The organism is Pseudobacillus badius (assembly GCF_002189605.1).
Lineage (GTDB): Bacteria > Bacillota > Bacilli > Bacillales > Domibacillaceae > Pseudobacillus > Pseudobacillus badius.
In genome coordinates, this window is the sequence record NZ_MWMM01000027.1 from 1 (window position 1) to 14,392 (window position 14,392).

The window sequence follows — 14,392 nt, forward strand, 5'->3', positions numbered from 1 at the left end:
TTGGAAAAAATCACATAAAAATCGCTTGTCTTTGATACCTGTTTTTCAAAAAACAAAAAATCAAAATTGTATTTTTTTGACATGCGGAAAGTCAGTTTTTAACGTATCCAAGAATGTCTACTATTTGGTAGTAGGTATTCCATTAATTATTGGAGGAACGTTCTTAATTTTTTACCCTTTTGAAAAGGGACATACAAGCAAAAAATAATATTCATTTATAAAGTTACTAGTGTCAAATTTCCGTTGCTTTGGTGTAGTGGGAATTTGACATTTTTTATTTTTTCGAAGAAATTGATTTTGGACTTAAGATAAGTCGAAACGGATGAAAATCCTATTTACGAATACTGAAGCCATTATTCATTATTGTCACTTTAGGATTTATTTTGCACATATCACTTTAAAAACCAGCTACCTTCACATGAGAAGATTAGTTGGGTTTCTTCTACAATCAAGGGATTAATGTTTTATTTGAAACAGATAGCAACGGTACAATAACAGCAGAATACAGTTACGATCAGAGTGGATTACCATTAACTCCAATGTATCCTTGCTAATTTTGTTTTGGTGAAGGATATATCAATAGCCCTATCACTTATATTTCAATGGAATTAGCTTCGTTTGGTAAGAGCCCATATATGTATCATATATTTTTATTCGAATTTAATGAACCTATTAACATAATGAGTGTAATTAGTTTATCAATCTTAAATATATTTGTAGGTTTAATTAGCCAAAAGACAATTAGATTACTAATTGCTTAATAATCTCTATATTAAACCCTGTTAAGCATATCAATATGTATGAAATCCAAACAATCCTTTCTATCATGAAAGTAGATTCTAGCGAAAGAGCGTTGAAATATGATCTATGGTGACGAATAGACACAACTGGACCGTAGCTGAGTTAAAAGATAAATGAATACAGGCTCACAAGGAAGGAGGTCTCTTCTTTAAAATGAATAATGGATGTTCGTCTGAATATCGATCGCCAATCTGTTTCTACGTATGCAAATCATTATAACTAAGGCGGCACGAAACAGTTAGTAGAACGGAAATCAGTATCTAATCGCTCTGGTGATAAAAAAAGTGGAAATCAAGCTCTCGAAGAAAGGTTTTATCTTTCTATGTTTAGGAAAGGCATCATGGATATGCTTCATCTATAGGATTTTCCCTATACAATAAACCATCTATCATTTAGAAATATATATGACATCAAGAAGAACTTCAAGAATGCTCTAATGAAAATGCATTGATAAGGAATATTATGTAAAAATTAGGCTGATCAATACCAGGCAATCTGGAATAATTATGGTACAAATTAGAAAAGTATTGTCTCAATTAAAGTCTGAATGTTAAGGGGAGAGAATGCTGCTTTATTTAATAGCGATATTCTTATGTATCGGAAGCTGGTATTATTACTCATGGATTCAAAAAAAGGAAAAAGGATTATTTCCTTTTATCTTAATCCTCCTGGCGGTACCATTTTTATATCTGATGGTTGGGCTTAGTATTGCTGCATCCATGTATGGTCAGGGTGGAGCTTTTACTTCTGCTTTTTTGGCTATTTTATTGTTAGCCAACAGTCTTACAATATTAATTGTTTGTATTTACTTCCTATGCAGAAGAAGGGTCCATAAAACTAATTCAAATTGAACTATGCCTATTGGTAATTTGTTTGATAGGAGGATTTAATAAAGTCCTCCTATTTCGTTCTTTTATTTTTCAAATTCGAAACAAATCATAAGCCCATCGGGTGAGTTGATCAACAGCAACTTTTTAGCTGTTTTGAACAATTTTCCCGATGGACTTTTTGTTGTTGAAAAGGACAGGAGAGAGAGAAGTTTATCATAAGTCCAAATTAATAAAACAAGTGCAACTTTCCGATACGTATCACAAATAATCTTTGAGCATTTATTTCTCTTGTTGTACGTATGGGTAAAAAGAGTTTGTAAGAAAAGCAGCAAATTCTCCACGGGTGACTTCACCATTTGGCTTAAAGGTTCCATCTGGAAAACCCACAATAATTTTACGTGAAGCTACTGCCCTAATTTCCTTGTACGCGGTCATGCGCGAACCAACATCTAGAAACTTAAGATCTTTATGGGCTGCTGGGTTAAGTTTTAAAGCCTTATAAAGATATATGGCCATTTGAGCACGAGTGACTTTTTCATTTGGGCGAAAAAGTTCAGGTGTATAGCCACTAATGAATCCTGCTTTGCGACCTGCTTCTACATATCGGTCGGTTTCAGGTGAAGCAATATCTTTAAATTGAGACCTTCCTTTAAGCGGCAATTCTAATGCACGACTAAGAATAATAGCTGCTTCTCCCCTGCTTACTGTATTGAGAGGACGGAATGTGTTATCTGAGTACCCCTTAATCACCCCTTTACTAGCCCAAAATTGTACATCACGGTAGAACTGATACTCCTTGTCTACATCATGAAAAGAAGATGCTTTTGATTCCTCTCCGAAAGACAAAACTAATAACAGCAATGTTGTAAATAACACGATTATTTTTTTCATTTTTTTCCTCCTTCATCACAATTATTGCTACATTTGTTATTTTACTCTTTTTGCAAAAAAATTGGTGGATGTTCTAATATTTGTTAAATTTTTTCTGGGTAATACATTTTATTTAATATAAGGGGAGGACAAGGAAAAACTTATACTATCGACTCTATTTCTAACTGTTGCTCCTTTTAATTGTATAAGCTGAAACGAAAGCACCCTAATTAATGACAAAGAGAGTAGTAGTGCTATTCAAAAAGAAAACCATCAACAGACTTTGAAATAGGGGAAATCAGGAAGAAACGTATGAATAACTTAAAAAAGGGAGTTTTAACAATAGATGACTTAGAAGGTAAAGGCAGACTCTTTTATCTGATGACCACGATAATAAAACCGCCATTTATGACCTTGAAAAAGCCGGGCTGCGGAACTTTCCAAAATAGATGATTGTATCGGAAACACGGGGACAGGAAGCAGCAGAAATACTCGATACTGCCAAAACAGGCAGGGCATTCAATTGTGACTGCGCTGCATACTACAAATACAATAGATATTCTTTCACAGTCAATCTTCATGATTCGGCAAGGCTTTTCTTACGCACAATCAACTGACCAGATTGCGGGAAATGAGCTGTATTAAAAAATGGTGGGCAGGAAGTGAAGAAGATATTTCGCTTGTATAAAATATTTTCAATCACCAGGCTATACATTCCTGGCCTTGTCATCGGTTAGAAATTCTTGAAGAGTGTTAATAATATCCATACCGAATTTCATCGCTTGGGTAGTAACTTCTCTTTCAGTCAATTTTAAGGAGGCATCAGCGGGTGTGATGCCAAGAATGAAATCATCAGGCTTTTGTTCAGAACAAAACATTGCTTTCTCTCAGTTTTTGCATAGCGGAAATCCATTAAACTAGATTATCTAGGCATATTCCCACATCTATCTCTTCCAAGTTTGCTGCTATCAATGACGGCAATTACCTCATAATTGCCAGGCGCCCGTATCAACTTTGTTTTAGAAGAAAGAAATTCTAGTGCCACTGGTACCAATAGGAACTAACACCTTATTTTGTATAAAATTGAAATAATGTGGAAAATATCACTTTACAAAGATATAATACATAATATAAACTTTGTTTTGCAGAGTACTTTGTTGAAAAGGAGATAAAAAATGTCAGATCAGAATTATACCAGGTCAGAAATTCTAGAAAATCTTTCTCACATTAAAACCGTTACGAATTACCAAACCGAGTATTGTAATCAAACCAGCATTTATTTCATTGTATGGGGGATTATTTGGATGATTGCTTACCCTATGCCGTCGTTTGATTTGAGTGCTTTTTTGATTGGCGTTTCTTGGTTTACTTTAGGGATTATTGGATGGGCTATTACATTAACAATATATATGAAGCAAGGTAAAACAGACCCGCTGCCATTATTTTTGAGAGCCCAGTTAAGGTATGCCTGGATAGGGTTGTTTATCATCTTGGGAGTTTTTCTTTTCCTTATCTATTCTAATCTCTTGCCATATACGTTTGAAAACATATTGTTTTACATTGTTTTAGTTGTTTCAATTATGTACATTTTGCTAGGTATTGTATTAACGAAAGAAATTTTCTTCATGGGTGTTTGGCTTAGTGTTCTTGGAATGATTGCCTTCTTATTTTTCCCTAATGTCATGAATATTATTTTTGCCGTAATTGGCGGCGGAAGCTTGGTGCTGACTGGGCTGATTTTGAAACGAAAAGGGCATGGAAATGAGTAATGTCAACGAGTTAGATGATTTAATTCATGCAAAGGTTCGTTTAGGAATTATGAGTTTGCTCATGACATACGAAAGTTGTGACTTCTCGTTATTGAAGAAGTCATTGGGGATTACTGATGGGAACCTAGGCTCTCATTTAAAGAAGTTAGAGGAAGCAGAATACATTCAAGTCACTAAAACATTTGTAGCAAAAAAACCAAAAACGATTATACAGGTTACTGATCTTGGCGTTCAAGCTTATAAAAACTATATTAAAACGATTGAAGCGATCTTAAAAAACAACGGTTAAGAAAGGAAGATGCGGTGTGTTGCAGGTTGAGAAAGTAAGCAAATCCTACGGAACAAACAAAGCGTTGAACAATGTATTGCTTACTATTCCCAAGGGGACGTGTTACGGGTTAATCGGTCCTAATGGTTCTGGGAAATCTACCCTGATAAAAATTATTTCGAGAATTATTAGATCCTATGAAGGCAAAATCAAATACATTGGTGGTTCGAAAGGAACGTTAGGCTATGTTCCTCAAGACATCAGTTTAGAGGAAACATTGACTGCTAGAACAAACTTGGAGTTTTTTGGTCAAATTCATGGATTAAAAGGAAGCCCTTTAAAGAAAAAAGCAGAACGAATATTGAAAGACATTGGTTTGTTAGATAGAGCCGATGATATAGTGGAAAGCTTTTCAGGGGGGATGAAGCGTCGATTGAATATTGGCTGTGCACTGATGCATGATCCGGAATTAATTATCTTAGACGAACCAACCGTAGGCGTTGATCCGCAGTCTCGACGCTATATTTTTAATATTGTTAACCAGTTAAAACAGCAAGAAAAAACGATGATCTATGTAAGTCATTACATGGAAGAGATTGAAAATTTGTGCGATTACGTTGCGTTTATCGATAAAGGCAATATTGTTGAGAAAGGAGAAATCAAAGAACTTTTAAATCGTTATGCGAATCCTGCAGTGTATTTTGAAGCAGAGGATTCAGCAAAATTATTGTCTAAAGAAAATTTTACGTTCGCTCCATATAAAACAGGTGTTATTATCCAAACCAATGATCCGTTAAAAACGTTTACGGAACTTGTTAACTTAAGCAGAGACCATGAGTTTATACCAGAACAACTATCACTCTTTAAGCCGCGGTTAGAGGATTTATTTTTTCAACTGACTGGTACTGATTTGCGAGATCAAAACGAAAAAGGGAAGTGACGAATATGTGGCCGTTGACTAAAATAGAAGCAAAAAAGCAAATAAAAGATAAATCTTTACTCTTTTGGACTCTGCTGCTGCCGATCGTTACGATTGTTATACTGATTGAGTTATTTTCAAAAAACAGTACTCAAAAAACACTTGTAGCTTCACAATCGATCACAGGAATGAGTGTATTCTTTTCTACCTTTGTTATTATTTCAATTGTGATAAGCTTTGTGAAAGACCGAGAGAAAGGGATGGTCGCTAGACTAGCCAGTACCCCGCTAAAGACTTATAGCTTTTTTCTTGGCAAATGTATTCCTTTTTTTATCATCATTGCATTACAAATACTTTTCCTGACAGCCATCGGAGTCTATCTCTATGATATTCAAATTACTGATTATGCTTCTTATCTGATAGTCACTTTGTTAATTTCTATTTGGCTTACCTCCTGGGGAGTGGCAATCGCTCTATATGCTAAAACAGAAAATACAGGACTAGTCATGACGAACATTATCGCTCTGGTGACAGCTGTCACATGTGGTTTATGGACTCCTTTTGAGCAGCTTCCTGGTTACCTTCAAACGATTGGGGTCATTTTGCCGCAATACTGGGCTCATCAAGGGTTAGTACAATTTGTTTCAACTCTGCCGGACGGGGAAGGTTTAGGGACCGTTGCACTTGTTTTGATTGGCTACTCAGTCTTAGGATTTGCGCTTTCTTTGGTTGGCTACAGAGGTTATATTAAGATGGCGAGAAGCTAAAAATATCGTTTGAAGGTTCAAATTCAAGAGGCTGTGATGAAGTGATTACACTCGCAGCCTCAATAAATTTAAAGGATGGTTAAAGTTATGTTAGAAAAATTAAATCGAATCTTTTATCTTTAATGAAAGCAAAAAATGTCGTCCGCATTAGGAGGAAACCTTTTTCATTCTTTTAGTTTCTCAAAAAGCAGCCATCGGCGCATTAAATTGTAAAAAGGATTATTTGAGCAATACCAAATAGAATGTAATAAAAAACATGAATATAGCAATTAAGGCTCTTTGGAATGAACGCGGCATATCCTGAGAGTCGATTCTTTTTATGGATACATATTAAAGACATAGGGTGTTCCTCTGATGATTTTATTCAGTATGCATTGGAACATTATAAGCTTCCAATAATTTCAGGAAGTAACTTTGGTGAACTGATTAATCTCATTTTAAGTGTCGTGGTGACTAATGTCCTATTATTTTATCTATAGATGGGGATGTGGTTGTTTGGCGGGTATCCTCCATTCTTGCTGCTCATAACGATTCCTTTTATATTGTGGATGTTATTATACTTTTTGCAGATGCAATTTCTATTTTATTAATGTTTTAATTCTCATTTATACCTTTTTCCCGTTTTAATAGACTAAGGAGGTTTACTATGAAGAGAAGAAAATGGCTTTGGATTTTTGTTGCTATCGTTCTCATTATCACACTTGCCCTTATCGTCATCGGCTCGTTGTTTGACAAAGAAGAAAATGAAAAACAAAATGGATGGTCAAGTGACTTTGATGTTTCTAAACAAGGAACAATCGCTTATGTCAATTATGTAAAGGGTAAACCAGAAATTCACTTGTACAACCCTGAACAGTCACTAAAAATGAAGGCTTTAGAATTAAAACACGATCAATTCATTTTAGACCCTAGTTTTTCGAATGACGGGTCCACATTGTTCTATATAGCTGCAAATAAAGATTCGGATGAAGAGTTAGCAAGTACCGTTCATCAATATAATCTTGAAACAAAGGAAGACAAAGAGCTGTTTTCTGTGCAATCGGCTATTACTGACATTGAATGTTCACCGAAAGGGAAATCCTTGTTTTATTTGCAAGCTGGAGTATTCAAGAACTATTCACCGATTGCAAGTAAACGTCCGCATGATTTTGATTTGCATGAGTACAGATTGGCGGATAAGAAACAAATTAAACATACAAGCCTTAAGAAATACTCAATGGATTCCCTTAAAGTTGCCCAAGACGGGAAGTCAGTATTTGTACAAATGCCAGATGATGAAAATGTCAAAACGGCTGAAGACAGCTTTGAATCCAGCCAGAAGATTTTTCAATTCCTTCTAGACCAACCGGCCAACTTCAAAGTTGTCAGTAATCCTGAACGAAAAAATGATATCTATGACTTTACAGTCGTTCCGAATAAAAAGGAATTCATCTTTCAATCGGTTAGTAATCCGGAATCAGGGGATACCTTTCAATATGAATTATACAAATACAATGCAGAGACAAAAGAGGAAAAGCAACTAACTAATTTAAAAGAATATACCGAAAGGCCTGTGATCGGTCCTGACAACAAAATTTACTTTATGGTCGATAAGAGTTTTGGTCAAAAAAGCAGCGACTACCATCTCTATCAGATGAACGTGGATGGAACAGAAGTTACCGAAATTCCACTTCCAGGGCTTCCAGGTGATAAATAGAATCAGGATTTGATTAGCGGCTTTCTAAGAGTCAGGTTTGAATAGCTTTAGCACTATGTGTAGTTAAGGTATTTTCCTGGTTCAGTCTTATGATTTAAAAGCGAGTGGTTTTATTGGCGATAATTGATTTGTGTGAAGCCTGTAAAAGAAACAAGATGAATGTTATAGAAGCATCAGATGAACCTAACAGCCTTATAAACTATGTAATCAATGTCATCTCATCGGTTGTCCATTCCCCTAATAAATTTTTATTGCACGATGGTTTTTATGAAGAAGATGTAATTGTAACTAAAGAAGATAAAGCACCAACATTGCGGGATGTCCGAAATGATTTAGAGCCTTTATTAGATTTTTCAATAACCAGATGGTTTCTTGAGGAAGATGTAATAAAAAAGTATGTCTCGAAAAGCAATACTTGCAGACAATGCAGCAATGGAAAACTTCCTTGGCATTCTTAAACAAGAAATGTATTATGGGGAAGTATTCAGGTCTTATGAGGAATTGAAGCAGAAAGTGGAAGCTTGTATTCCTTACTATAACAACGAACGGATGAAACAAAAACTGGTTAGCATAAATAAAACTGTAACTTTAAGGGGTTCAGAATGAGAAAATTCCGAACCCCTTTTTTGAATTATGTTTGAGTAAAATACTTAATAATCCACTTCTTATTTTACTGTTTCATAAAGCGCATCAACCTTATAGCCTTTTGCTTGATAGTAATCTAAAACCCCAAGATAAATGGCTTTGGCAGCAGCTGTACGCCAATAGTCCGATTTAAGCATATCATTTTCTTTTTTGTGATCAATGAACGCCAGCTCAGCAAGAACAGCCGGCATGCTATTACGTGTAAGGACGTGTAGGTTATTTCTATTCTTTATACCTCTGTCCTTCAGATTTAAAGCGGCCACCATACGCTGTTGAATTTTTGTTGCCAGCAGCTTGCTATCAGCGGAGTAAGGGCTTTTGGCAGCACTGTAATAAAGCGTCTCGGTCCCGTTCCCACTGCCATTAGAAGCATTCGCATGAATGCTTACAAAAATGTTGCCTCTTTTACTTTTGGCAAAGCTTGTCCGTTGCGATAAAGTCGGATACGTATCAGTAGTACGCGTCATATAGACCTTGAAGGGAGTTTCTTTAAATAATTCATTTACTTTTAATCCTGTATCTAGTACCACGTCTTTTTCTTTTAGGCCAAAACCGATTGCTCCGGGGTCATTGCCTCCGTGGCCTGGATCCAAAATGATGGTTTGGTTCGCAAGGCGGGGATCTACATCGTCTCTGTTACTGCTTCCTGTCTCAGCATCACGAAGGTAGCTTTTGTGAGCAAATCCAATTAGATTGTCGGATTTGATATAAATCCAGCCGCCTACCTCATGTCCCGCAAGTATTTTTGTACCTTCCTTTAGGGAACCATTCTTTGCATATTTAGCAGAGGGCCCTGTACGTACATTTAAATCATCGACATCCACCCAAAGTGTTTTGTCAAAGCTTGCTGTGTCTTTTGTTCGGAAGTCTGGATTAATCGCACGAGCAAGGAAAACAGAAAAGTCTGCACGAATGATAGGCTGGTCTGCTCCAAACGTGCCGTCCTCAAGACCTTTTGCAATGCCGCGTGTCATTAATGCCTTTGCCGCACCTGAGAGGTTTCCGCCAAATTCATATCCAAAGGCTTTCGACAACATCACAGCCATTTCGCCGCGTGTCACTTTATTGTATGGAAGAAACCTCCCCCCGGAATAGCCAGATAAGATTCCTTTTTCAACGGCAGATTGGATATATCCAGAAGCAAAGTTGCCTGATGCTACATCTTTAAAATTAGTTACACGCTTAGTACCATTCAATTGAAGAGCACGTCCAATAAATGCGGCTGCCTCTGCTCGTGTTACTGTTTTTTCCGAAGCAAAAGTAGTTGCAGAGGAGCCATTAGCAATGCCTCCTTCTGCCAAATAATTTACTTCCTTTAATGCACGGGAAGGTACATCTACAAAACCAGCTGCCTGAGCAGTTGGGACAGGTCCAAAGAGAGGAATCATCAACAGAAAAGCTAAAAAAATAAACAGGGTACTTCTTTTCATAAATTTGTCTCCTTTATAAAATTCTACCACACCATTCTACCATATATTTCTATATTAAAAAGACTCTCTTTGATTAATTATTTCATCATTCGACAAGAGAATGCTATTTTTATAAATTCTCTTCTGTTATTTTTCCGAAATAATTAGAAGTAGACAAATTCGATGATAATTGAGCTTGCCTGCAGTCTTTTTATTTTGCTCATAAACGAGGGATGTGGATTTCTATTCCAAGCGTTTTGCCTTTCATGGGGCGGGATCAGCGATATAGAGAAATTTAGAGGAGTTCTAAATAAGGCTATAAAACGTGGTGTTCTCACAAAAAAAGAGGTAAGATACTATAAAAATATTATCAAATATTATCATGCAATTATTAAACAAACTGCCAAACTCACGCAAAAGAAAAAAGGCAGCGAGACTTGGAGAGGTTACTGATGTATGTATGTTTACTTTTTCTGGGGTTATTGATCACACTTTTTTCACTTTATCTTTTATATGGAGAGTTGAGAGAAGAAAAGGGATGGAAAGAGAAGCTTGATGTTTTAATTACATTTATCTTAGATTTATTTGGCGGCGTAGGCTTATTGCTTCTTGGAATCGCTTTGATTTTATATGCTTTAGTATTCGGAGGTTTTATTAATCTGAATGGAATTTAATACCCAGACAAGGGTCGCCTCAAAGGCAGCTCTTTTCTTAAGGTGGATTGCACGATATGTAAGGCACTTAAGAAGGCTGGAAAAGGCTTAGTAGCCACTCGAAGAAGAGATGGATGTCAATACTAGACCATCAAAAAACTAAAACCTCCAGTGGCTGCAGAAAATCCGATTCGTTATAAAGGTTATCGCTATGACGATGAGACGGGCTTCTACTGCTTAATCGGTTAGTGCTATTAGCCAGAAGCAGGAGAAAATCCCCCTCAACTGTTAAAAGAAAAGATATAATTGAAGACTATCAGAGAGGGACGGGTTTGCAATGTTCACTTTGCAATAAAAGGAAAGGAAGTAAGGACTAAAATGAGTAATTTCATAGAATTTTTAGAGGACCATTTAGGTGAAATTCAGTATGGTTAGAATCATGATGAGAAAGGGGAAAAAATACCTTTTCAAATTGTTAAGTTTGCAGGGGGACCTTTTCCAGGAACAAGTACGTATACAACCTTAGGTTTAAGTCACGAACCTCTAATTTATCCAATAGAAGGAAAGGAAATGTATCAAGAGCTTGTATTTGTAGCTCCAACTGAGTTTGGTGATCAAAATATCCCTGGTATAATGATTCAAGTAGGCAGAGAGATGTTGAGAAAAAGGGAGATTCTTTTAAGAGGCGAAGTTATCGGGCCGGCTGGAAAATTATTTACCGATACGGACTTAGAAGCCTTGTATGTAACTGTTCCTGTTTATTTTGAAGAAAGCTTTCATATGTATCATGGGGATAACAATATGAGTATTATTATGTCTTGGTTAATACCTATTACTATGAAAGAGGCTTTGTTTATCGATGATAATGACTGGGAGGACTTTGAAGACTTATTAGAAGCTAAAGATCCTGATCTCACTGATTTTGAAAGAAACAGTATGGTTTAAATTTAATGAAGAGATCATTTGTTACACTTTAAGGCAGCCTAATTGGCTACCTTATTTGTTGTTCGAATATATCCTTTTTCATATATTCAATCATTCTAGTACCTTTTATCTCGCTTGTTTGTTTTGGCTCTCCTCCTTTCCGATCCCGTGACGAGTGGGAAGAAGAGCAGCCAAAAAGTTTGGTTTGTACTAATCGGTTGATAACAGCAAATAATTGGTTTAAGGAGTTTCTCTTCCCATTATTCGTATTTGAAATGATGGAAACATGTGCCAGCTTACGACTGTCAAAATTCATTGTGTAGTCATCGTTCAACGGACTAAAAATCAATTTCAGATTGGTGTGTTGAGGAGGGAAGTTTAGTTGCTTGAGACAGAAAGGTGTTTAATTAATACTATAAAAAAATCTGATTATATTGATGTGGAAAATTTATATGGAAATGATGAAGTTAGAAAATTTCTTGGTGGAATACGTTCAGGCGACTCGATTAAAGAAGTATTTGCAGATATGCTTAATTCAGGCAAGGACTCTTATTATTGGGTGGTTAGAGAAAAGCATACAGATAATTTCATTGGGTTAGTGTCTCTTGACCCTCACCATGAAGAAGTTTACCTTGAACTTTCATATCAATTTTTACCGAAATGGTGGGGAAAAGGTTACGCGACAGAAGTTGTTCAAGGGTTAATTAACTATGCCTTAAACGAATTAAAACTATCAAAAGTAATTGCTGAAACTCAAACTGCAAATAAGGCATCTTGCAGACTCTTAGAACGAGTTGGTATGAAATTTGAGCGAACGCTTACCAGGTTTGGGTCGGAACAAGTCATTTATTCCATCAAAACAGTGTGAAGTTAGTTGAACAAGAATGGAGGAAATCTTTCGCCAACCCCGTTACGGAATAGGTACTGGCTATTTCCGCCTTTCTATTTGTAGCTTTGAAATAAAGACGTACGGTTTATAAAAAAGATGTACCGTTTTAAAGAAGGTCATACTGTTTATAAAAGGATGAGTCGAAATTATCTACTCTTCAGTTTTGTTATTGAACGAACGTGGCAGTTTAATTGCAGTACAATATGCTAAAATTAAAACAAATGATTTTGTGAACGGTGGAGTGAAAAATGTTGAACCTGTCGGAAAAGGCGGCTGTATATCAACTTGGGTTGGGGATAGGGTATTTTAAGCTTCCTAAAGTAGTTGAATGGGTTGATTTAATGATTTTACAATTGGACTCTTCTGAAACACCTTATCAATTTTACGAAGTTTCGTTATCGAGTAATAAAAAAATCGATGATGTTATCGTTCTTTTAAGTGGATTTACAAAAGGAAATCACGTAGAAATTGCATCGAAAGTTATTTTAGGTCTTCTTTACAAATCAATTGAGACAAGAGAAATAAATATTCAGCAAGTGGTTACTTTGATGTACAGATTAGCTTGGCAACGAAATATTGAAGATGATATATTTTCAAAAATAAATGGATTAGAGGCTGAATATGAAATGGCTGTGGATGGACATGAAGATATGCAAATTATAATAAAAGAAATACAGGAATTTTTAGGGAGATATGAGATGTACTGTGAGTTAATGTAGTGCTTGTTTAACTAACGGTGTTGAGGAAGGAACAAAAAATGATCAAGCTTTTTTATAAAAGAATCATTCGATTTAACACAAGAAGAGCATGTTTTGATTAATCTTTTTTTCAAAACATGCTCCTTTCTTTTGTTCGTGTATAGAGGTTAATAACAATATTTCAATTAAACTTTGTTTAAAAGCTACACCATTGATCATTAATGAGTTCATGTTCCTTCATCCAGTTATCTGCATACTCGCTAAGTTCGTTCATATACCATGAAGGCATAGGGAATTCATTGGATCGCCCTGTTTTTGTTTCTTTGAGTGATCTTGATCAAGGAAGCTCATTTGGTTTACCATCTTTTCAGGCACCGTCTCTAGATAGAAAATCGTGCAATTTCTTTTTCCTTTTCCGTCATAACCAAGTTCCACCATAAGGCGAAAAGAATTTTTTCACGTTTTGTGACACTTGCCATGTTCTTACCTCTTTATTACTATCATTTCGTTTGCTATTTTAACTAATCGAACAGAATATGCGGCCCTCGGAGTTGCTTTAGCAAGTGTTTTTAGTAAAACAATTTCAAACTGGATACAAAGTAAGAAGAGAATAACAGCAGCCGGCTTAGTTTCTTTATGGACAGCAAACCGCCTGGCGAATAAGCTGTCGCAAAAAAATAAAGGAAAAGGGGTAATTATATACGGAAGAAATTATGGTTGGGTCCTTACAGTACCGATTTCATCGATAAAAGGAAGGTAGTAAAAAGGAGGCTGTTGTAAGCAACAGCCTCCCTGGATATATATATGAGTTGTATTGGTAGGAAAAGTCATTGATTTCTTTGGAATATTCTTTAATTAATAAAACCGGTTAATTGAATTAGAAAAGAGATGTTGTGGAATAACCTATCATAAAGTAAATTATCATAATAAAGTAGATTTATATTAAGGGGTTGCTTATGAAACCAGGAAATAAAGGTACTGATAAACTATTCTTTATAATATCCATACTTTTTCTTTTATTTGCTATCTACGATTACTTGATCCAGTGTATTGGATGTGGGAAAACTGATTTACGTTATTTTATTATTACTTTGTTTATAGCTTTAGTTATATATATTGGATTTGAGTCGATAATTTGGACACAAAAAAGTTAAGTCTTAGGCTGTTCTTCTAATTTGATCCTCAATGGCTTGAGGTGTTTGATAGCCAATACTGCTGTGAATTCTCTTTCGGTTATACCAGCCTTCTATAAAC

The 14,392-nt window shown here is 35.7% G+C and carries 17 protein-coding genes; 14 read left to right on the forward strand and 3 right to left on the reverse strand.

Features of this window, described 5'->3' with window-relative positions:
* Positions 1-208: hypothetical protein (locus tag B1A98_RS20695; RefSeq protein WP_206602714.1), on the forward strand; the 208-nt coding region annotated here is incomplete at its 5' end.
* 1,702 nt (positions 209-1,910) lie between these two features.
* Here B1A98_RS20695 and B1A98_RS19175 read toward each other — a convergent pair.
* Positions 1,911-2,522 carry an S-layer homology domain-containing protein gene (locus B1A98_RS19175; RefSeq protein WP_041098517.1) on the reverse strand — a complete coding sequence of 204 codons (612 nt, stop codon included), beginning with the start codon at positions 2,520-2,522 and terminating at the stop codon, positions 1,911-1,913.
* 291 nt (positions 2,523-2,813) lie between these two features.
* On the opposite strand from B1A98_RS19175, the gene B1A98_RS20645 reads away from it, so the two are divergent.
* Positions 2,814-2,954: a hypothetical protein gene (locus B1A98_RS20645; protein ID WP_158286047.1), complete on the forward strand. Its 141-nt coding sequence runs from the start codon at positions 2,814-2,816 to the stop codon at positions 2,952-2,954.
* Between the two features lie 254 nt (positions 2,955-3,208).
* On the opposite strand, the gene B1A98_RS20850 is transcribed toward B1A98_RS20645, so the two are convergent.
* A complete protein-coding gene (locus tag B1A98_RS20850) occupies positions 3,209-3,379 on the reverse strand; it encodes a DUF1611 domain-containing protein (protein WP_240492478.1) in 171 nt (56 codons plus the stop codon).
* 297 nt (positions 3,380-3,676) lie between these two features.
* Between B1A98_RS20850 and B1A98_RS19180 the strand changes: the two genes are divergently transcribed.
* From B1A98_RS19180 to B1A98_RS21040, 7 genes are all read left to right on the forward strand, one after another.
* Complete coding sequence (locus tag B1A98_RS19180) at positions 3,677-4,270, forward strand: hypothetical protein (RefSeq protein WP_063385274.1); 594 nt, start codon at positions 3,677-3,679, stop codon at positions 4,268-4,270.
* The gene (locus B1A98_RS19185) at positions 4,263-4,559 is read left to right on the forward strand and encodes a winged helix-turn-helix domain-containing protein (protein ID WP_063385275.1); all 297 of its coding nucleotides are present in this window, start codon (positions 4,263-4,265) and stop codon (positions 4,557-4,559) included. Before B1A98_RS19180 ends, B1A98_RS19185 begins: the two co-directional genes overlap by 8 nt.
* Positions 4,560-4,575: 16 nt before the next feature.
* Positions 4,576-5,478: an ABC transporter ATP-binding protein gene (locus tag B1A98_RS19190; RefSeq protein ID WP_063385276.1), complete on the forward strand. Its 903-nt coding sequence runs from the start codon at positions 4,576-4,578 to the stop codon at positions 5,476-5,478.
* 5 nt (positions 5,479-5,483) lie between these two features.
* Positions 5,484-6,224, forward strand: coding sequence for an ABC transporter permease (locus tag B1A98_RS19195; RefSeq protein WP_063385277.1), 741 nt, complete (start codon positions 5,484-5,486; stop codon positions 6,222-6,224).
* Positions 6,225-6,870: 646 nt separating this feature from the next.
* Positions 6,871-7,920 (forward strand): TolB family protein, encoded by a 1,050-nt coding sequence (locus B1A98_RS19200; RefSeq protein WP_063385278.1) that lies wholly within the window; start codon positions 6,871-6,873, stop codon positions 7,918-7,920.
* Between the two features lie 113 nt (positions 7,921-8,033).
* Positions 8,034-8,378, forward strand: coding sequence for a hypothetical protein (locus B1A98_RS19205; RefSeq protein ID WP_174674034.1), 345 nt, complete (start codon positions 8,034-8,036; stop codon positions 8,376-8,378).
* A 7-nt stretch (positions 8,379-8,385) separates the two neighbouring features.
* Positions 8,386-8,526 carry an IS3 family transposase gene (locus B1A98_RS21040; protein WP_367775650.1) on the forward strand — a complete coding sequence of 47 codons (141 nt, stop codon included), beginning with the start codon at positions 8,386-8,388 and terminating at the stop codon, positions 8,524-8,526.
* A 59-nt stretch (positions 8,527-8,585) separates the two neighbouring features.
* Here B1A98_RS21040 and B1A98_RS19215 read toward each other — a convergent pair whose 3' ends face one another.
* On the reverse strand, positions 8,586-9,995 hold the full coding sequence (locus tag B1A98_RS19215) for an N-acetylmuramoyl-L-alanine amidase (RefSeq protein ID WP_063385280.1): 1,410 nt from the start codon (positions 9,993-9,995) through the stop codon (positions 8,586-8,588).
* 162 nt (positions 9,996-10,157) lie between these two features.
* Between B1A98_RS19215 and B1A98_RS19220 the strand changes: the two genes are divergently transcribed.
* The 5 genes from B1A98_RS19220 to B1A98_RS19240 all read left to right on the forward strand — a co-directional run bounded on the left by B1A98_RS19220 (position 10,158) and on the right by B1A98_RS19240 (position 13,159).
* Positions 10,158-10,427, forward strand: a complete 270-nt coding sequence (locus B1A98_RS19220; RefSeq protein WP_063385281.1) for a hypothetical protein — start codon at positions 10,158-10,160, stop codon at positions 10,425-10,427.
* Positions 10,427-10,648 carry a hypothetical protein gene (locus B1A98_RS19225; RefSeq protein WP_063385282.1) on the forward strand — a complete coding sequence of 74 codons (222 nt, stop codon included), beginning with the start codon at positions 10,427-10,429 and terminating at the stop codon, positions 10,646-10,648. The genes B1A98_RS19220 and B1A98_RS19225 overlap by 1 nt, the downstream gene beginning before the upstream one ends.
* Before the next feature lie 450 nt (positions 10,649-11,098).
* Positions 11,099-11,572, forward strand: coding sequence for a suppressor of fused domain protein (locus B1A98_RS19230; protein WP_240492480.1), 474 nt, complete (start codon positions 11,099-11,101; stop codon positions 11,570-11,572).
* 361 nt (positions 11,573-11,933) lie between these two features.
* Positions 11,934-12,419, forward strand: coding sequence for a GNAT family N-acetyltransferase (locus B1A98_RS19235; protein ID WP_063385284.1), 486 nt, complete (start codon positions 11,934-11,936; stop codon positions 12,417-12,419).
* 269 nt (positions 12,420-12,688) lie between these two features.
* Entirely contained in the window at positions 12,689-13,159 is a 471-nt protein-coding gene (locus B1A98_RS19240; RefSeq protein ID WP_063385285.1) for a hypothetical protein, read from the forward strand.
* Positions 13,160-14,392: the final 1,233 nt, after the last annotated feature.

Bases quoted from the DNA above. Each gene is read 5' to 3' on its own strand.
- B1A98_RS19185 (WP_063385275.1), top strand. From the start codon at position 4,263: ATGAGTAATGTCAACGAGTTAGATGATTTAATTCATGCAAAGGTTCGT.
- B1A98_RS21040 (WP_367775650.1), top strand. From the start codon at position 8,386: ATGTATTATGGGGAAGTATTCAGGTCTTATGAGGAATTGAAGCAGAAA.
- B1A98_RS19175 (WP_041098517.1), bottom strand. From the start codon at position 2,522: ATGAAAAAAATAATCGTGTTATTTACAACATTGCTGTTATTAGTTTTG.
- B1A98_RS19195 (WP_063385277.1), top strand. From the start codon at position 5,484: ATGTGGCCGTTGACTAAAATAGAAGCAAAAAAGCAAATAAAAGATAAA.
- B1A98_RS19180 (WP_063385274.1), top strand. From the start codon at position 3,677: ATGTCAGATCAGAATTATACCAGGTCAGAAATTCTAGAAAATCTTTCT.
- B1A98_RS20850 (WP_240492478.1), bottom strand. From the start codon at position 3,379: ATGTTTTGTTCTGAACAAAAGCCTGATGATTTCATTCTTGGCATCACA.
- B1A98_RS19200 (WP_063385278.1), top strand. From the start codon at position 6,871: ATGAAGAGAAGAAAATGGCTTTGGATTTTTGTTGCTATCGTTCTCATT.
- B1A98_RS19215 (WP_063385280.1), bottom strand. From the start codon at position 9,995: ATGAAAAGAAGTACCCTGTTTATTTTTTTAGCTTTTCTGTTGATGATT.
- B1A98_RS20645 (WP_158286047.1), top strand. From the start codon at position 2,814: ATGAATAACTTAAAAAAGGGAGTTTTAACAATAGATGACTTAGAAGGT.
- B1A98_RS19220 (WP_063385281.1), top strand. From the start codon at position 10,158: ATGATAATTGAGCTTGCCTGCAGTCTTTTTATTTTGCTCATAAACGAG.
- B1A98_RS19240 (WP_063385285.1), top strand. From the start codon at position 12,689: ATGTTGAACCTGTCGGAAAAGGCGGCTGTATATCAACTTGGGTTGGGG.
- B1A98_RS19225 (WP_063385282.1), top strand. From the start codon at position 10,427: ATGTATGTATGTTTACTTTTTCTGGGGTTATTGATCACACTTTTTTCA.